The sequence below is a fragment of the Allocoleopsis franciscana PCC 7113 genome, from assembly GCF_000317515.1.
Taxonomy (GTDB): Bacteria; Cyanobacteriota; Cyanobacteriia; order Cyanobacteriales; family Coleofasciculaceae; genus Allocoleopsis; species Allocoleopsis franciscana.
In genome coordinates this window covers 6,095,280-6,113,339 of the sequence record NC_019738.1, presented here as the reverse complement: position 1 = coordinate 6,113,339, position 18,060 = coordinate 6,095,280, and the positions used below count along the sequence as shown (strand labels likewise).

The window sequence follows — 18,060 nt, the reverse complement described above, 5'->3', positions numbered from 1 at the left end:
ACTAACAACCCCCAAATAATAAGCAACAACAACCAACCCACAACAAACAACAAAGTAAGTGATATGGCAACGCAATCTCCTCCAATAGTCTCCATACAACGGCCCAAAGATGTTTCGATTAGTGATATCGAAGCGGAACTTCGTCAAATCTGGCAGAGCTATGGTGGCTCTGGGGAATACGGCGATTTTCCCTCCGCCATCCGGGCGTCAACGTTTAGTTTGATTATCTATGAACCCGAAGAAACCCAGCAACTCTTAGCGGCATTGGGATATTACACAGGCCCGATTGATGGTATTATCGGACCGCGCATGGTGGCGGCACTGAAAGCGGCTCAAAAAGCTTATGGACTGCCGAGAACTGGTACGGCAGATGAGGCCACCAAGGCCAGAGTGCGCGAAGAATATACACAACGACTGAAACATGGGGCAGTAAGCACTACAGCAGAAGCTGAACGGCTCCAGTATTCGCCAGACTTGGAAGGATCGGGGCTGGCGGATGCCATCGCAGCCTCCAACCCCTGTCGGATTATCGCTCTTTGTCCGATAGCAGGAGAAGATGAAGGCGTGACGGCTCAGGTTTCTGCCTCTTGCCCTGTGCAAAAGCAAAGTCAGAGTACACTGGTCTGCTGTGAATACATTACTCTCAGAGGCACCGCTGCTGCTTTGGAGCGCAACGCTGGGATGATTTCAGAGCTGATGATTGGAGAGCTTCCCAAGTTCCTCTGGTGGAAGGGAACCCCTGACCCTGAGTATGGTCTGTTCAAGCGACTGGCAAACCAGAGTAATAGCATCATCATTGACTCTAGTTCTTTCAATAAGACAGAGCCAGAGCTTTTGCAGATATACGAACTGATTGCTCACGGAACAGGGATTGCTGACCTTAACTGGCGACGGTTAGCACCTTGGCAAGAGTTGACGGCTGAGGCGTTCGACCCACCAGAGCGTCGTGCGGCGCTCAACGAAGTTGATCAGGTAACCATTGATTACGAGCAAGGGAACCAAGCTCAGGCATTGATGTTTTTGGGTTGGTTAGCCTCTCGTTTGAAGTGGCGTCCCGTCTCTTATCAAAAAGACGGGGGTGATTACGATATCCGGCGTGTTCGATTCACCTCACCAGAGCAACATACAATTGAAGCCGAGTTGGCAGGAATTCCCGTCGCGGATGTGGGAGAAATCCCAGGTGACTTGATCAGCCTGCGGTTGGGTTCGACCAATAACGAAGCAGACTGCTGTACGGTGTTGTGTTCCGAAACGACGGGTTGTATGCGGATGGAAGCCGGTGGGGGTGCCCAAGCTTGCCGGATTCAGCAGGTAACACCGCTATTTGACCAAAAGACCGAACACCTGTTAAGTCAGCAACTACAACGCTGGGGTCGCGAGGTGCTTTATGAAGAAAGTCTGGCGGTTACGGCTGAGATGCTCAAATTAGCCAATGGGTAATAGGTATTAGGTAATGGGTAATGGGGAATAAAAGTCAAGCATCAATGACCAATTACCAATTACTATGGCTTTAGTCATCGCGGGTGAACGCAGTGGGGTGGGCAAGACAACGGTTACGCTCGCCCTATTGTCGTTTTTGTCACGGCACAAGCAAAGTGTTCAATCGTTCAAAGTTGGCCCGGATTACATCGATCCGATGTTCCATCAGCAGGTTACGGGGCGTCCCTGTCGGAATTTAGACCCGGTGCTGACTTCGGAGAATTACGTCCAGGACTGTTTTACCCGTCATGTGCAAGGGGTGAATTATGCTCTTGTTGAAGGGGTGATGGGGTTGTTTGATGGGGCATCAGGACGAGAGGATTGGGCGAGTACGGCTCATATTGCGCGGTTGTTGGAATTGCCTGTGCTATTGGTTTTGGATTGTAGTCGGTTGTCTCGTTCAGTGGCTGCGATCGCACACGGTTACAAGACCTTTGACTCTAGGATACAGCTAACGGGTGTGGTGTTAAATCGCGTGGGGAGCGATCGCCACTTGGAACTTCTCAAAGATGCCTTGGAACCCTTACAAATTCCTGTACTAGGAGTCATGAGGCGTCAGGATAATATTACGATTCCCGCTCGGCATCTGGGCTTAGTGCCTACGGCTGAGATGGTTCAGTTGGATGACTTGATCGATAGACTCGCCCACCTGGCAGAGAGTTGTTTCGACTGGGAGCTGTTATTTCCGTTGCTGACTTCCCCCTCAGATTCAGATCCCCCCCAACCCTCCACCCCCCTAGCCTCCTCACTAAAGCTCCGGCTTATTAAGGGGGGAACTAGATTCAAAGTCCCCCAAGTTATGGGGGATTTAGGGGGAGATCCAGTTAGGCTGGCAGTAGCACGCGATCGCGCTTTTAGTTTCTACTATCAGGACAACCTGGATATTTTGCAAGAACTGGGCGCTGAGTTAGTGCCTTGGAGTCCCCTCACCGATACGGCTTTACCTGCGGATGTCCAGGGATTGTACTTTGGCGGCGGTTTTCCCGAAGTCTTTGCCCAACCATTAACTGAAAATACCTGTGCGCGTGAGTCTGTGCGACTGGCTATCTTGACAGGAATGCCAACTTATGCAGAGTGCGGGGGGCTGATGTATTTGTGTGAGCAGATTAGGGATTTTGAGGGACAATCTTGGTCGATGGTGGGGGTATTGCCCACAACAACAGTGATGGGGAAGCGCCTTACTGTGGGATATCGGCAAGCAACGGCACTGCAAGACAGTCCATTGTTAAAAGCTGGGGCAAGGGTTTGGGGGCATGAGTTTCATCACTCTCAGTTGACGGTAATGCCTGAGAAACCGTTGTTTGAGACACGGGGATATGACCAAAAAGGTGAGGGTAAGGCGGCAACCGAGGGGTGGCGACGGCATCAGGTGCACGCTTCTTATGTGCATCTGCATTGGGGTGGGCGTCCAGAGATTCCGGCTCGGTTTCTGCAAGGGTGTATTAAGGCGGAAAAGGCGTAAGTTCTGTGTTGGATACTCGTGGGCGCAGGGCTGATTCGTTTTCTCCAAATCCGCCAGGGAATTAATTCCCTGACTCATAGCTAAAGTCGTCTAAAGACGACTGGACTAGATAAGAGTTTGAGTCCACTTTAGGAGACTTGAGCTATTAGGCAAGAACTTAAGCTGTTGGCGGATTATGAGGTTTGTTGCCACTGGTGCAACATCTTAGTTGAAATCGATGGCAAGAAATAGGAGGCTTGTTAGTCCATTTCAATGGACTTGAGCTATAAGCCCGGAGTTTAAACTCCGGGCGGACTGCGGGAGAATGAAACAGCCCTGCCTTAGTCAAGCGGAAGTTCCCCTTTGACAAAAAACTACAACCTATGCTGTGAGAGAGGGAGAGACTCAACTCCTCGGCTGTTACTGGGTACAAATTAAGGAAACTTCTAACAAATCTAACGCTTTTTGTTGGAGTGGAGTCGGTTGAGTAATTTTCTCAAACATTAGAGAAGTCTCCAGACCACTAGACTGGAATTTATTTTTGACAATCGTTGCTAAATCAGTCATTAAAGTCCGAAAACTATGGACAGGAAGCTTTTCAGGTGTCTTTTTAGTCGCTGCCTTAGCGCGGGCTTTCTTTGAACGCTTAGATGGAGCAACAATTGAACTTTTTCCCTCCGGTTCAACTGTGACTTTTTCATCGTCAAACAGCAGTGGAGCTAAAGCTTTCCTCATGTGCCACTCCACATAATAAGCCAGCATACACAAGAAGACGTGAGCTTTGACGCGCTGTTCTAAACGGTGATAAATTGGACGTACTTTCAAATCGATAGTTTTATAACTGCGGAAAGCTTGTTCGACAGTAGAAAGGCTTTTATAGGTTCTCACCGTTTGAGCCGCATCTAAAGTCTCCGGTTTGACTGAAGTCCGAATAATATAGACTCCATCCAAAGCCGAATCATTGGCGATAGCCGCTTCATTCAATGAGTAAGAAAAACTTGTCTCAGTGATGGCAATATTAAAGTATTTCCCCACACATGTAGCATTGAGAACTCGCCCCACTCTCAGTCCAATCTGGTCGGCTCCTTTGAGGGCGCGTTTATCTCGTGAAGTGGCGATAACAATCTTATTGAGTTCCTGCTGTGTCGCCTGTAATAAAGCAATTCTAGTCAAAGACTTTTCTTGAGCAAGCATCGGGTTGCGACAAGCAATTAGCCGCTCACTGGGGTAATCAGAACAAGAAAATTCTACTAAGTCAGTTTCATCAAATAATGAGAGTTGAACAGCTTCTTGTTCAAGAAGTTTCCGAAGCTCCTTCGGATAGATGTCTTAGGGCTAACTCATTTTCGATTAATTCTTGTTTGGATACCAGCCAATCCATTGCTTCATACAATTCATCCTCATCGGCTTTTTCTAAGCCCAACAGTTCACTTAACGATGAATTGCACGTTTCGCTGTGCAATCCTCTCGCTGTGGCTAACTTGGAACGAGGGTCAAGGAGACGCGCCACGATCATCGCCAAAACTAGAGCTCGTTTTCTCGAATTTGAGGGTGAGATTAGATGGTGCAAAGACAGTTTTTTGATTGTTCCTAAAACCGCAGCTACATGACCATGAGGTAGACTTCTTTCTACAGAGAATGATTCGGAGAGATTTTCAATAGCTGCGCCGCCTTTGAGCACTATTCTCAAGTTATCAATGACAGTATCCGGTAATTTTGACAGGTTAGCTAAAGTTCTTTTACGGATTTTACCCCCTTCACGATAGGACTCTCGTAGGAGGACAGCGGGGGGTGAATTTCTGTTAGGGACTCGTTCAATATACATGGCTACTATTGTCCCAGAAATCTCCCCGCCAAAATCTTAAAAAATTCTTAAAAACATGGGTACGGCTTTCTGGGAGTAAATGGCTCTAGTTCCCGTCACTCAAGCTTTTTCTCCCTTTGTAGTTCATCTGTACGGGGGAACTTCCGGTCAAGGGGGGCTGAGGGGATCTCTTAAGAGTAGCTACAGGGAATCTCCTTGGCGGAGAGGATTTGAGTGGCAAATGAGTGAGAGTGGTGCCACAACTGAGGCGACGGAACCTGAACCTTAATCTTTACAACATTCCATCCTGGACACCACCGTCAAGATATTTGCCGATGAATTCTACCGTACCCTTACCCTAAACTGGTTGATAGACGCCACTATCCAGATAACCCGTAATGCTATTTCTCAACAAGTCGGGTATCTCTGGGAGATCACCTTCACGAATCATTTAGGATGGGTAGGTTAGGGTGAAGAACAGAAAATGGGATTAATGGATAGGCAAGAAATTGAAGCATTAGTTAAAGATTATGGCTCTAGAGTGAATGAAGGCAGAACCATAAAAGAACTCATCAATGACGGAGAAATCCCAGAGTTGAAAGGTTGCCAAATTTATGAAGGCAAAGTTTCCAATTGTGTTTATGGAGATACCCTAAAAACCAATGACGGAATTCCCATTCGTTTGATGTATCGGTCAAATCGAGTTTCTACCCATGACCAACATCGAGGAACGATACCCTTTAAAGACCAAGTTTTAGCCCTAAATCATCATCTCATGTTAGAGCTGGTGAAGGGAATACTGGGGAGTTCTCAATTTAAAATTCCTGACTTAACACCCACTTCAACAGTCATTGCAGCCGAAAATTTATCCCCGATTCAGTTTGAGAATGTTCTCAGGCTTTATATGGCAGAGAGTAGCACTTCAACTTCTCTCTATCAACATTGGTTATCTGGGGAAAGAGAATTTTGTGGACATAAATTACCCAATAATCTCAGCCCAAACGGGAAGCTTCCTTACCTGATGGATACCCCGTCCACAAAAGCTAAAAATGATGAGTCTGTAAGCCCTCAATACTTATTTGATAAAGGAATATGTACTGAGCAAGAGTATATGGAAATCCGCAATAATTCTATTCTAGTATTTGGAATTATTTTAGAACACGATAGAAAAAAAGGAATGATTCCAGTCGATACCAAACTGGAGCATGGACGGAACCACAAAGGAGAAATTGTGGTCATGGATGAAGTCTTTACTCTAGATTCAACCAGAAGATGGAAGCTGGATTTAGAATCAGGTTCATTTGAGCTAGATGAGCAAGGCAGACCAAAATCTTATTCTAAAGAGTTTGTGCGAGGGATGAAATTCGATAGCAAGACAGGATTACTCAGTCCAAAACAGGAATTAGAAGTAGCTGTAAGATATATAGAAACAATCCAGCATATCAGTGGCAAGAGATTTGAACCTGATCTCAGACCGAGAGATGAGAGAATTGTTGAATCGACCAACTTAATTTTGAAACATTTGGGTCTAAAAAAGTAATCGATACATCCGAAATAGTATCATTCTTCGGAATTAGCTGAACCACTGGGTACCCTCTAGTGGTAAGTTATCCCTGTTTTGCCCTAATATCCCCAATCGACGGAGAAAAAACTTTGGGTATAGAACTGCGTAGTTACGTATTTCTAGACAATTTACAGCCCCAACATGCGGCTTACATGGGGACAGTGGCACAAGGGTTCTTGCCCTTACCCGGTGATTCATCCCTGTGGATTGAAATCGCACCTGGGATTGAAATTAACCGGATTACAGATATCGCCCTGAAATCTACCTCTGTTCGTCCGGGGGTGCAGGTTGTCGAACGACTTTTTGGACTTCTAGAAGTTCATTCCAGCTTCCAGGGGGAAACGCGGGCGGCGGCTAAGGCGATTTTGGAGGCGCTGGGTGCCCGAGAACAAGATTGTCTTAAACCCCGTGTCGTTTCCAGCCAGATTATCCGCAATATTGATGCCCACCACACCCAACTGATCAATCGCACTCGCAAGGGACAACTGCTCTTGGCAGGACAAACGTTATATGTCTTGGAAGTTCAGCCGGCTGCCTATGCGGCTCTCGCTGCGAACGAAGCTGAGAAAGCAGCCTTCATTAACATCCTGGAAATTCTCCCGGTGGGTATCTTCGGACGCCTCTACTTAGGGGGAGCCGAGCGGGATATTTTAGCCGCGTCTCAGGCTGTGTTGGTGGCGCTGGAAAATGTGGTTGGACGTGCTCACCCTGACAGTGGAAAATCACAATAGCGATCGCACCTGACTCCCATCCATCGCCGTTTTACTGATAGCTCCGAACAAACAACCCCTCAACACCATGCCGATTCAAAGGCATGATGGTTAGAGTGACTCGTTAAATTTAGTTTTTTACCAAACCTAGAGATGGCAAATGCAGAGCATCTAGCGTTTCTCGATCAGGGTGCCGTTGGATGGATTAAGTGGAGAACTCTTAACCCACAATTAGAACCCGACTTGAGCGAAGCGAACCTGATTGGGGTGAACCTCAGAGGTGCTCACCTGCAAGGGACTAACCTGAGAAAAGCACTGCTGGATCATACTCTCCTGATTGCAGCGAACCTCACAGGTGCTAACCTGAGTCAGGCTAACCTTTCCCATGCATCCCTCAACGAAGCGAACCTCGTTGAAGCTTGCCTCATCGATACAACCCTGATTAGTGCTGACCTCAGTCATGCTGAACTCACGGGTGCTAACCTAATTGGGGCAGACCTTTACGGGGCTAACCTTAAAGGCGTCGATCTCAGTGATGCTAATCTGATTGGGACTAACCTGAGACGGGTTAACCTCCAAGGAGCTGATTTGAGTGGGGCACAGCTATTAAGAACGAACCTCAGCGAGGCTAAACTCGTGCAGGCTAACCTCAGTCATACGAACCTGAGCAATGCTAACCTCCACGAAGCCGAACTGATCGGGACTTACCTGTACAAGGCTGAACTCCAGAAAGCGAACCTATCTGAGGCTCACTTGAGTGGAGCTTACCTCTCTAGGGCGAATTTGCGGGAAGCTGACCTAGAAAGGGCTGATTTAAGATGGGCTAATCTCAGCCGATCCAACCTGTGCGAAGCTGACTTGAAGGGCGCTAACCTCCGAGGCGCTAACCTCAGCAAAGCTAATTTAGAAAGAGCTGACCTAAGAGGTGCTAATCTCCGAGGTACTAACCTGAACAAAGCTAACCTTCAGGGAGCCATGATGCCCGATGGCACAACTCACTTGTAGATACCGACTAGAGAATTGGTGACAATCACCCTAACTTAAACAAACCGACCTTTCGAGTCCTTGCGGCGAATACCAATCACTGAAGGACGTGGTGCGCCTTGAGGATTGCCCTCGATATTACTCGGCCAATTACTCCCATGAGGCACCGTGCGGGTTTGATTAAACACAGAGCCATCCAAATTCAGCATCTCGATCGTGCGGCTCAGGGTTTGCTGAGGGTTGAACGGACAATCTTCACCGGGATGCTGCACCGATAGGATCAGGGTATCCCCAATGAAGGTTGGCCCCGTCATCTCGCAACGGGGTGGCCCATAAGCAAAAGGTACAATTTTTCCGGCATCCGGCCCACGGGTGGGAATCAAGAATAGCCAGTTATTGCCAAAAACTCCCGCCAAGTTAGATGTCTGAACATTTAAATTAGAATCGGTACTAACTGTAGATGTAGTGCCCACGACTCGATGGTCTATCAGTATTGGGCTGGGATTAGCTCCGGTACTGAAGCCATTGTGCACCCCAGTAGACATATCAGTCACAGCCCAGAGATGACCTTGGCTGTCAAATACTAGGTTATCCACATTGGCAAAACCATCTCCGGATTCGGCTCCGGCTTCCCCACCTTTAGCCAGTCGCTGCCATCGGAAAGTCGTCCCTGTGCCATCTGGACTATTTTCAATAATCTTGAACAGTTCTCCCGATGGCTGTGGGGCGTTAACATCACTGCTGTACTTAGATACCACAAAGATTCGAGAATCGGGGTAGCCATCGCTACTAGGCTCACCATCAGTGTAGGCGATGAATACTTCCTGGGTGCGGGGATGGATTTCAATATCCTCAGGACGAGCCGTCGGTGTTCCCCCCACGAGATTAGCCGCTAAGAAAGCATCCACTAACACTGCCCCTTGGTTGGTGTAAAAATCGGACAGCTTCTTGCCTTTGTAACTGGGTAAAGCGGTGGCTTCGTTGGTGATATCGACGTTGAATGAACCCCCATCAGAGGTTTGTCCAGCGATACCGTTACGCTTGGGGAGTGACAAGAGAGCATTCTCCGTCGCCTTACCCAAGGCGGTAATTTCTTTTGAGCCAATCACCGAAGGTGGAATGGGATCGGTTCGCGTATTTAACGAGAGGGGAATCCACCGGCCTGCACCATCGGAGTTGTAGCGAGCAACGTAGAGCGTTCCGTCTTCAAATAAGGCACTGTTGTTTTTGTCGGTGGGGGAAGAAACAGTACCTTTACTGACAAATTTCCAAGTATGTCCCCCTCGTCGATCATCACCCATGTAAGCAATTAATTTTTTCCTAGCTTCCACTCGCAGGGCAATGTTTTCATGGCGAAAACGACCCAAGGCGGTGTGTTTGTGAGGGCGGTAATTGGGATCTGCGGGGTCAATTTCTACCATCCAACCGTATTTTTCCCCGACTAAGCCAAACTTTTCTCCTGAAGTCCCGGTGGTATACTCGGTCTGAGTGCCATCAGGCTTTACAGCTTCCGTTACACTGCCTTGGAAGTTCTCTTCAGCAGACAAAATTCTTCCCCAAGGCGTTGTCCCACCCGAACAGTTGTAAGCCGTGCCAATAATTTTATTGCCCAATCCATCGGCAGATTTGGTAAAGACTTGAGTTGCGGCGGGGCCGGTACCGATTAGATAGTTTTGGTCTCCTTTCTGATAGCTTTTGGAACCCCAAGAGATGATGTTCTTATATTGATCAGAACGTTGGCTGTTAATCCCTAAACCGGAGAGTCCATGTATCCGTCGATTCTTGGAATCGCTGACAACGGCAAACTTTCCACCTTGGCCTGAGCGGGAGATGCGAACAATGGAGCCGCCCTGATTATAATAAAATTCGCCTAAAACTTGGATATTTGTTTTGTCATTCGGTAAGGTTTGCCCAATCACCAAGGGGTAGCTTTCAGGAAATCCAGCAACATCATCGGGCTGCCATCGGGCGAGTGCAGAAAAGGGGTAGGAAATATATTCATGATTGACCCAAAGATAGCCATCATTGGAGTTGTTTCCATTAACAGGAACAAAGCCGGTATAGTCGCAGTTGTAGCCAAAGTATTCTTCTTGATTCGGGAAAACGCGATCGCCCCAGCGCACAATTACATAACGTTCATATTCCGGAGGCACGACAACGTCATCTAAGACATTGTATTGACCTAATCGAGTATCGCTGGATGGATTTAATACCGTTCCCTGCTCAATTGCTGTTGGCAGGTAACTTGCCTGCTGTTGGTAAATGGGTAGAGGATGGGGTAAACGGACGGGGGTAATTTTCAGAGGCTGAACCGCTTCGGCAACATTAAGATGGCTACCGAAAATTTTATCTTTGAACGCAGGAGATAATACAGCAGCACCAGCACTAGCTCCAAAAAAAATAAGGAGCTGTCTCCGAGTCAAATTGGACATCGAATTCTCTCTTGTTTAAGCTCGCAAGAATTACAATCTTGAAACATCATGGCAGGAAAAAATAAAAAAAGATGAGTTTCAAACAATTTTAAAATCCTAGTCTCACAAAATTAAGAAGGGGTAATCTTAAGTTTAACTGTCAATATAGCAAAAGGCACCGGAGCTCATACGAGGAGGCAGAGGGCTTTTATGTTTATTACTAGTACGTGCTTGTTTGAGTCGTTCACGAAAGTCCTAACCTTGATGGCGACAGCTATAAAAATTCATGAGCTTGGTTGTTGTAACGGAAGTTCCCCTTTGACAAAAAACTACAACCTATGCTGTGAGAGAGGGAGAGACTCAACTCCTCGGCTGTTACTGGGTACAAATTAAGGAAACTTCTAACAAATCTAACGCTTTTTGTTGGAGTGGAGTCGGTTGAGTAATTTTCTCAAACATTAGAGAAGTCTCCAGACCACTAGACTGGAATTTATTTTTGACAATCGTTGCTAAATCAGTCATTAAAGTCCGAAAACTATGGACAGGAAGCTTTTCAGGTGTCTTTTTAGTCGCTGCCTTAGCGCGGGCTTTCTTTGAACGCTTAGATGGAGCAACAATTGAACTTTTTCCCTCCGGTTCAACTGTGACTTTTTCATCGTCAAACAGCAGTGGAGCTAAAGCTTTCCTCATGTGCCACTCCACATAATAAGCCAGCATACACAAGAAGACGTGAGCTTTGACGCGCTGTTCTAAACGGTGATAAATTGGACGTACTTTCAAATCGATAGTTTTATAACTGCGGAAAGCTTGTTCGACAGTAGAAAGGCTTTTATAGGTTCTCACCGTTTGAGCCGCATCTAAAGTCTCCGGTTTGACTGAAGTCCGAATAATATAGACTCCATCCAAAGCCGAATCATTGGCGATAGCCGCTTCATTCAATGAGTAAGAAAAACTTGTCTCAGTGATGGCAATATTAAAGTATTTCCCCACACATGTAGCATTGAGAACTCGCCCCACTCTCAGTCCAATCTGGTCGGCTCCTTTGAGGGCGCGTTTATCTCGTGAAGTGGCGATAACAATCTTATTGAGTTCCTGCTGTGTCGCCTGTAATAAAGCAATTCTAGTCAAAGACTTTTCTTGAGCAAGCATCGGGTTGCGACAAGCAATTAGCCGCTCACTGGGGTAATCAGAACAAGAAAATTCTACTAAGTCAGTTTCATCAAATAATGAGAGTTGAACAGCTTCTTGTTCAAGAAGTTTCCGAAGCTCCTTCGGATAGATGTCTTAGGGCTAACTCATTTTCGATTAATTCTTGTTTGGATACCAGCCAATCCATTGCTTCATACAATTCATCCTCATCGGCTTTTTCTAAGCCCAACAGTTCACTTAACGATGAATTGCACGTTTCGCTGTGCAATCCTCTCGCTGTGGCTAACTTGGAACGAGGGTCAAGGAGACGCGCCACGATCATCGCCAAAACTAGAGCTCGTTTTCTCGAATTTGAGGGTGAGATTAGATGGTGCAAAGACAGTTTTTTGATTGTTCCTAAAACCGCAGCTACATGACCATGAGGTAGACTTCTTTCTACAGAGAATGATTCGGAGAGATTTTCAATAGCTGCGCCGCCTTTGAGCACTATTCTCAAGTTATCAATGACAGTATCCGGTAATTTTGACAGGTTAGCTAAAGTTCTTTTACGGATTTTACCCCCTTCACGATAGGACTCTCGTAGGAGGACAGCGGGGGGTGAATTTCTGTTAGGGACTCGTTCAATATACATGGCTACTATTGTCCCAGAAATCTCCCCGCCAAAATCTTAAAAAATTCTTAAAAACATGGGTACGGCTTTCTGGGAGTAAATGGCTCTAGTTCCCGTCACTCAAGCTTTTTCTCCTTTTGTAGTTCATCTGTACGGGGGAACTTCCGTTGTAACTAGAAGTGCGCTAGTTAGGCTAACAACCAAGAGTTAAACAGCAAGTAAGCTTTGGTTAAGGGAAAAACTTCATGTCAAGTTGAGCATTTCAGATGTTGCTCGGCTCATCCCGAAATTCTAGGATATGCTGTGCTGTCATCTGGGGCTGTTCAAGGTGAGGAACATGTCCGCAATTTTCCAGCCAAATCAGTTTAGAATGGGCGATCGCATCTTGAAACTTATACGCATCAGCTGTCCCTAAAATGCGATCGGAGTCTCCCCATAAAATTAGGGTTGGCTGTTTAATTTGTGAAAGTTTCTCTCCGAAAGAGCTATAACCCCCACTCTTCGTAAAAGCAATCAAAGCGTCTTGCCAACCTTGTGATTTGAGATGTAATGCGGCACACAATTGGGCGTCTAATGAAGCCAAGCTTTTATTGAAGTAAGCCTTGGTACTAATTTGTTGCCGAACTTTTGGGCTACTTAAAAATTTTGTTGCCAAAGAACTAAAGGGTGGAAACATCAACTTGCCAATATTTGGAGGAGCTTTATATCCAGCACTATCAATTAAAACTAACTGCTTAACCAATTGCGGATAAGAGAGCGTAAAATCAATAGCAGCAGCTCCTCCCATCGAAGCACCCACCAAAATCATGGGCTGACTAATCAGTGTTTTCCAAAAGTAGTAGAGATGGGTTTTAATAGCCGCCGGACTAAAGGGAATACCTGCCAAGCGTTCCGTAAAACCAAAGCCCAACAAGTCAACAATCCATGTCTCATTCTCAGCCGCCAACAAAGGTAATAGACGCCGAAACTCAAACAACGAACTATCAAAGCCATGTAACAACACAATGGGAGTGCCGCCGCTCCCCTGACGCACATAAGTTGTTAAAATGGGCTGTTCACTCAGAGGGGTTGTAATCGTAATTTGCTCAATACTTTGAGCAAGAGCAATAGAAGTAGATTCGGTTAACTGAGCAATTTCGGAGGGGAGAAAACCAGTAGACATCAATTTAGGAATAGACACCAATAAACTCAAGGTACCTCATCATCCGCAAACTGAAAATCTGGGACTATAGCGTTTCTCTATTTGGTGAGGTACAACGTAGTTGGCTTTAAGGCAGAAGGCAGAGGGCAGAAGTTGAGTGTACTCCACTTATTTGAGAACCGCTATACACCAGACTCACTCTGCCGCAGACGCTTTTAAAAAGCCTAAACTAATCAGCATAAAGCATTGGATACCTTGGACGGACAGGATGCCTATCACGTCAGCAAAATGCTGAAACCTAACTCGCTCTCTTAAAGGCTCAACAATTTGATGCCAGCTAATATTTATTTTGACTTAAATCCTAAAACTAAGGAAGGTGCGACATAACAGACCACAACAATAATGGAGTACTGGCTAAGATAGTAAAAATGATCGCATTTTCTAAGTTGCGCGTTACGAATCCAACCGTTAACACTAAACCCAGAAATAGCGCAAGAGAAAGAATGAAGGCTAACTGTTCGCCACTATAATCAATCAGAGAATCTTCCATTTGAGTCTTCCTGTTGACTTGTTGTCTTTAAAAGTCGTTAAAAATCAGGAATTAATGACTTTCCTGCAACAACTTGTTTCATTAGTAGTATTTTAAACATAAATGTCAAATTTATCCGTTACCTCCTACACCTAAGCTGGCAAGGGGTGGAACGTTATGCTAAAGGAAGCGGCGTTCCTGAGCGTAGGCTGTGACATGCTTTGTCTCAGTTATAACCTTTACAAGTGGCAAGCCGTATACAACACTAATCGGAATAGAGCGATCGTACCAAACAAGCTAATCGCTATTCACTCAAAATTTTAATTTGGCTAACGGCTCTGTTCGCTTTCTCTCTCGCTTCCTGAACATTGTTTCCTTTCGCCAAAGCGACACCCATCCTCCGGAAAGGACGTGAATCGGGTTTGCCAAATAATCTCAAATCCACATCGGGTTCAGATAAGGCTTCTGCAACCCCGGCAAAAAAGATTGAATCGGAATTATCTTGAGCTAAAATAACAGCACTTGCCGAAGCGCCCAGTTGTTCTATTTTAGGGATTGGCAATCCTAAAATTGCTCTCAAATGAAGTTCAAATTCATTCAGATTTTGCGAAATTAAAGTTACCATTCCCGTATCATGAGGTCGAGGGGAAAGTTCGGAAAAAATCACTTCATCTTTAGTAACAAAAAATTCCACACCAAAAATTCCAGCACCGCCTAAAGCATCAGTCACTTTTTGGGCGATCGCCTCTGCTTCTTTTACCTGTTGTTCAGAAATTGCCGTTGGTTGCCATGATTCTTGATAATCCCCTCGTTCTTGACGATGTCCAATCGCTGGGCAAAAAATTGTTGGTGCATTCCACTGCTTAATGGTTAATAAGGTAATTTCTAGCTCGAAGTTAATAAACTCTTCAACAATAATCTTTTGGGTATCTCCCCTAGAGCCTGCGATCGCGTAATTCCAAGCCTGTTCTACTTCCTCACAAGAGTTAACCACTGACTGCCCTTTTCCAGAGGAAGACATCACAGGTTTTACCACATTCGGAAAACCAATTGTTTGAGAAACCTGAATAAACTCATCTAAGCTAGTCGCATAAGCATAGTTAGCGGTTCGGATGCCTAACTGTTGATGAGCTAATTCTCGAATTCGGTCACGATTCATCGTATAATTGGTTGCCATTGCTGTAGGAATTACAGTAATTCCTCGCTGCTCAAATTCTAATAGTTTTTCAGTTCTGATCGCCTCAATTTCTGGGATAATGAAATCAGGCTGATGTTTAGTAACAACTCGTTCTAAATCATCTGCACTTAGCATAGAGATGACTTCTGAGCAATCCGCCACTTGCATAGCTGGCGCATTCTCATAGCGGTCAACAGCAATGATATAATTACCCAGCCGTTGAGCCGCAATTACAAATTCTTTGCCCAGTTCGCCTGAGCCGAGAAGCATAATTTTTTTAGGAAGTTTTAGAGAATCGGACATGACTGATTTCCGTTAAAATTAAAAACTACGCCCATTTATTGTAAAACTGAATAAGGGCGAATTATTAAAAATAACTGAGAATATTCATAGGATTTGAAGGGTAGCCTAATCACAACAAGGGAGGCGAATGAGCCAATATTTTGCTACAGTTGCTCGTGGCTTAGAGTCAATTACTGCCCAAGAATTGGAACGCTTGGGTGCAAAAGAGGTTCGTCCTGATTTTACTGGGGTACATTTTAGCGGAGATCGCACCTTACTCTACCAAGTAAACCTCTGGGCGAGAACTGTTTTTCGGGTACTCGTTACCCTGCGAGAATTCCCCTGTTCCAATGCCGCTCGCCTTTACACAGAGGTGCAAAAAATCAATTGGCAGCAATACATCCAGCCTCACAACACTTTAGCTGTGAATGCCACAGGAGGCAATCGCCAACTGAATCACACCCACTTCACGGCTTTACAAGTTAAAAATGCAATTATCGACCAACAACGTCACCAATTTGGTCAACGGTCTAGCGTTGATACCGAAAATCCTGATTTACTGATTAACGTCCATATCTATCAAGACCGTTGTATTTTAAGTTTAGATAGTTCCGGTGCTAGTTTACATCGCCGGGGGTATCGTCCGGCAATGGGACTTGCACCTCTGAAAGAAACCTTAGCCGCCGCACTTTTAGATATGGCTGAATGGGAGCCAAATTTGCCATTTTTAGACCCATTGTGTGGTTCTGGAACGTTACCGTTAGAAGCCAGTTTAAAAGCTTTAAATATTGCCCCCGGATTGTTTCGTCCTGAGTTTGCTTTTGAGAAATGGCATGATTTTGACGAACAACTTTGGACGCGGTTGCTGGATGAGGCGGAAGAAAGTCAAATTCCTCAACTCAAAGCACCAATTATAGGGAGCGATAAAGACCCTGATATTCTCGATCAAGCTCGAATTAATGCACGACAATGTCGTATTTCAGACCAGGTGAAGTTTACTCAAACTGACCTCAAAGACATAGAAGCGCCAGCCGATAGTGGTGTGATTATTTGCAATCCGCCCTATGGAGAACGCCTGGGAGATGCGGCAGAACTCGGTGATTTTTATAAGTTATTGGGTGATGTTTTCAAGCAACGTTTTAAAGGTTGGACAGCGTTTGTTTTAACGGGAAATAAGGAATTGGCAAAGCGGGTAGGATTGAAAGCGGCTCGTCGTATTCCTGTTTATAACGGTTCCATACCCTGCACTTTGTTGAAATACGAAATGTATTAATTCAGCTTTTTGCAGCTTCAATAAGAAACCCCCAACGCGAACGCTGGGGGTAGTATCAGGGTGCATCTACTTTTCCTTTATCCGTCATCGTTATGGCTGCATCAGGAAAAATTGATAAAGTACCCAAAGAAATCGAATACGGAACTGAGGCAATCTGATGGCAACTTATCTGATTACAGGGACAAATCGCGGGATTGGTTACGAAACTGAGGCAATCTGATGGCAACTTATCTGATTACAGGGACAAATCGCGGGATTGGTTACGAATACTGCCGTCAACTCAAAGAACGGGGAGATACGGTAATTGCAGTTTGTCGCACTGCTTCTGAGGAATTGAAGCAGTTAGGAGTGCGGGTTGAGGAGGGGATTGATATTACCTCGGATGCTTCGGTTGCAGATTTATGCGATCGCTTGGGTGATAGTGCGATCGATGTCCTAATTAATAATGCTGGAATAGTAAAGCGCGTCACGCTGGAAGACTTGAATTTTGACAGTATTCGAGAACAGTTTGAGGTTAATACTCTCGGTGCCTTGCGGGTAACTCATGCACTGCTTCCCAACCTGAAAGCGGGTTCCAAGATTGCGCTGATGACGAGTCGGATGGGTTCAATTGCAGATAATACCTCTGGCAGTTCTTATGGCTACCGGATGTCTAAAGTGGCGTTGTCGATGGCAGGGAAGTCGCTATCCCTCGATCTCAAACCCCGTGAGATTGCCGTGGCAATTCTGCATCCTGGGTTAGTTCAAACCCGCATGACGAATTTTACATCGGGTGGTATTACGCCGGAGGAGTCGGTGCAGGGGTTGTTGAAGCGGATTGATGAGTTGACGCTGGAGAATACAGGGACTTTTTGGCACGCTAATGGAGAAGTGCTGCCGTGGTAAGTCCCTGTCCCTGATTCAAGAATTGCAGAGAATTATCCTTGTCTTGGCAGTCGCACCCCAAGTCCATATATCAGGCTAATTCATGTCAGAAAAAGCAATATCGATCGCCATCAATGCCTCGGACGCACCGCCAAGAACCAAGCCCTCGAACTATCCTGAACCATTCGCGTCGCGCATGGTGGGCAGAGAAAAGCGCCCACTTGGTGACCTGTTTGGCCTCACGAACTTTGGCGTCAACCTCACACGATTGTCTCCCAACGGGGTTTCCGCCCTGCGTCACGCCCACACCAAACAAGATGAGTTCATCTACATCTTGCAGGGGCATCCAACCCTACACACGGATGAAGGTCGTACACAACTCTCTCCGGGCATGTGTGCGGGCTTCAAGGCTGGCACTGGCAACGGACACCATCTGATCAACGAAACAGAGGAGGATGTCCTGTACCTCGAAATCGGGGACAGAACACCGGGAGATGAAGGAAGCTATCCCGATGATGACCTCAAAGCCCTGCTGGAGAATGGCTTGTGGAAATTTGCTCACAAAGACGGCACCCCGTACTAAACGGCTGCCCCCACCGTTCCCAGTTCTCCATAGCTCGCATTCGTCTGGCATACGACTGA

13 protein-coding genes and 2 pseudogenes are annotated in these 18,060 nt (G+C 46.0%); 9 read left to right on the top strand and 6 right to left on the bottom strand.

Features of this window, described 5'->3' with window-relative positions; all coding sequences use genetic code 11:
- Positions 1-63 precede the first annotated feature (63 nt).
- A complete protein-coding gene (opcA, locus tag MIC7113_RS25055; protein WP_015184999.1) occupies positions 64-1,440 on the top strand; it encodes a glucose-6-phosphate dehydrogenase assembly protein OpcA in 1,377 nt (458 codons plus the stop codon).
- A gap of 64 nt (positions 1,441-1,504) precedes the next feature.
- On the top strand, positions 1,505-2,941 hold the full coding sequence (locus MIC7113_RS25050; protein WP_015184998.1) for a cobyrinate a,c-diamide synthase: 1,437 nt from the start codon (positions 1,505-1,507) through the stop codon (positions 2,939-2,941).
- A gap of 399 nt (positions 2,942-3,340) precedes the next feature.
- On the opposite strand, the pseudogene MIC7113_RS25045 reads toward MIC7113_RS25050, so the two are convergent.
- Positions 3,341-4,745: pseudogene (locus MIC7113_RS25045) on the bottom strand (IS1634 family transposase).
- Positions 4,746-4,824: 79 nt separating this feature from the next.
- Here MIC7113_RS25045 and MIC7113_RS25040 point away from each other — a divergent pair.
- The 4 genes from MIC7113_RS25040 (at position 4,825) to MIC7113_RS25025 (ending at position 8,003) form a co-directional block, all read left to right on the top strand.
- Positions 4,825-5,013, top strand: a complete 189-nt coding sequence (locus MIC7113_RS25040; RefSeq protein WP_015184997.1) for a hypothetical protein — start codon at positions 4,825-4,827, stop codon at positions 5,011-5,013.
- Between the two features lie 204 nt (positions 5,014-5,217).
- On the top strand, positions 5,218-6,264 hold the full coding sequence (locus MIC7113_RS25035; protein ID WP_216596341.1) for a phosphoribosylaminoimidazolesuccinocarboxamide synthase: 1,047 nt from the start codon (positions 5,218-5,220) through the stop codon (positions 6,262-6,264).
- Positions 6,265-6,377: 113 nt separating this feature from the next.
- Positions 6,378-7,019 (top strand): hypothetical protein, encoded by a 642-nt coding sequence (locus MIC7113_RS25030; RefSeq protein ID WP_041781255.1) that lies wholly within the window; start codon positions 6,378-6,380, stop codon positions 7,017-7,019.
- Positions 7,020-7,151: 132 nt separating this feature from the next.
- Positions 7,152-8,003 (top strand): pentapeptide repeat-containing protein, encoded by an 852-nt coding sequence (locus MIC7113_RS25025; protein WP_015184994.1) that lies wholly within the window; start codon positions 7,152-7,154, stop codon positions 8,001-8,003.
- Between the two features lie 35 nt (positions 8,004-8,038).
- On the opposite strand, the gene MIC7113_RS25020 is transcribed toward MIC7113_RS25025, so the two are convergent.
- From MIC7113_RS25020 to purT, 5 genes and pseudogenes are all read right to left on the bottom strand, one after another.
- The gene (locus MIC7113_RS25020; RefSeq protein WP_015184993.1) at positions 8,039-10,414 is read right to left on the bottom strand and encodes a PhoX family protein; all 2,376 of its coding nucleotides are present in this window, start codon (positions 10,412-10,414) and stop codon (positions 8,039-8,041) included.
- Between the two features lie 354 nt (positions 10,415-10,768).
- A pseudogene (locus MIC7113_RS25015) lies at positions 10,769-12,173 on the bottom strand (IS1634 family transposase).
- A gap of 241 nt (positions 12,174-12,414) precedes the next feature.
- Positions 12,415-13,314: an alpha/beta fold hydrolase gene (locus MIC7113_RS25010; protein WP_041780214.1), complete on the bottom strand. Its 900-nt coding sequence runs from the start codon at positions 13,312-13,314 to the stop codon at positions 12,415-12,417.
- 346 nt (positions 13,315-13,660) lie between these two features.
- Positions 13,661-13,843: a hypothetical protein gene (locus tag MIC7113_RS25005; protein WP_015184991.1), complete on the bottom strand. Its 183-nt coding sequence runs from the start codon at positions 13,841-13,843 to the stop codon at positions 13,661-13,663.
- 283 nt (positions 13,844-14,126) lie between these two features.
- Positions 14,127-15,302 carry a formate-dependent phosphoribosylglycinamide formyltransferase gene (gene purT, locus MIC7113_RS25000; RefSeq protein WP_015184990.1) on the bottom strand — a complete coding sequence of 392 codons (1,176 nt, stop codon included), beginning with the start codon at positions 15,300-15,302 and terminating at the stop codon, positions 14,127-14,129.
- Between the two features lie 127 nt (positions 15,303-15,429).
- Between purT and MIC7113_RS24995 the strand changes: the two genes are divergently transcribed.
- The 3 genes from MIC7113_RS24995 to MIC7113_RS24985 all read left to right on the top strand — a co-directional run bounded on the left by MIC7113_RS24995 (position 15,430) and on the right by MIC7113_RS24985 (position 18,001).
- Positions 15,430-16,554 (top strand): THUMP domain-containing class I SAM-dependent RNA methyltransferase, encoded by a 1,125-nt coding sequence (locus tag MIC7113_RS24995; protein WP_015184989.1) that lies wholly within the window; start codon positions 15,430-15,432, stop codon positions 16,552-16,554.
- Positions 16,555-16,773: 219 nt separating this feature from the next.
- Positions 16,774-17,439: an SDR family oxidoreductase gene (locus MIC7113_RS24990; protein WP_015184988.1), complete on the top strand. Its 666-nt coding sequence runs from the start codon at positions 16,774-16,776 to the stop codon at positions 17,437-17,439.
- Between the two features lie 82 nt (positions 17,440-17,521).
- Positions 17,522-18,001 (top strand): cupin domain-containing protein, encoded by a 480-nt coding sequence (locus tag MIC7113_RS24985; protein WP_015184987.1) that lies wholly within the window; start codon positions 17,522-17,524, stop codon positions 17,999-18,001.
- Positions 18,002-18,060: the final 59 nt, after the last annotated feature.

Bases quoted from the DNA above. Each gene is read 5' to 3' on its own strand.
- MIC7113_RS25035 (WP_216596341.1), top strand. From the start codon at position 5,218: ATGGATAGGCAAGAAATTGAAGCATTAGTTAAAGATTATGGCTCTAGA.
- purT (WP_015184990.1), bottom strand. From the start codon at position 15,302: ATGTCCGATTCTCTAAAACTTCCTAAAAAAATTATGCTTCTCGGCTCA.
- MIC7113_RS24990 (WP_015184988.1), top strand. From the start codon at position 16,774: ATGGCAACTTATCTGATTACAGGGACAAATCGCGGGATTGGTTACGAA.
- MIC7113_RS25005 (WP_015184991.1), bottom strand. From the start codon at position 13,843: ATGGAAGATTCTCTGATTGATTATAGTGGCGAACAGTTAGCCTTCATT.
- MIC7113_RS25025 (WP_015184994.1), top strand. From the start codon at position 7,152: ATGGCAAATGCAGAGCATCTAGCGTTTCTCGATCAGGGTGCCGTTGGA.
- MIC7113_RS25010 (WP_041780214.1), bottom strand. From the start codon at position 13,314: ATGTCTACTGGTTTTCTCCCCTCCGAAATTGCTCAGTTAACCGAATCT.
- MIC7113_RS24985 (WP_015184987.1), top strand. From the start codon at position 17,522: ATGTCAGAAAAAGCAATATCGATCGCCATCAATGCCTCGGACGCACCG.
- MIC7113_RS25050 (WP_015184998.1), top strand. From the start codon at position 1,505: ATGGCTTTAGTCATCGCGGGTGAACGCAGTGGGGTGGGCAAGACAACG.
- MIC7113_RS25020 (WP_015184993.1), bottom strand. From the start codon at position 10,414: ATGTCCAATTTGACTCGGAGACAGCTCCTTATTTTTTTTGGAGCTAGT.
- MIC7113_RS24995 (WP_015184989.1), top strand. From the start codon at position 15,430: ATGAGCCAATATTTTGCTACAGTTGCTCGTGGCTTAGAGTCAATTACT.
- opcA (WP_015184999.1), top strand. From the start codon at position 64: ATGGCAACGCAATCTCCTCCAATAGTCTCCATACAACGGCCCAAAGAT.
- MIC7113_RS25040 (WP_015184997.1), top strand. From the start codon at position 4,825: ATGGCTCTAGTTCCCGTCACTCAAGCTTTTTCTCCCTTTGTAGTTCAT.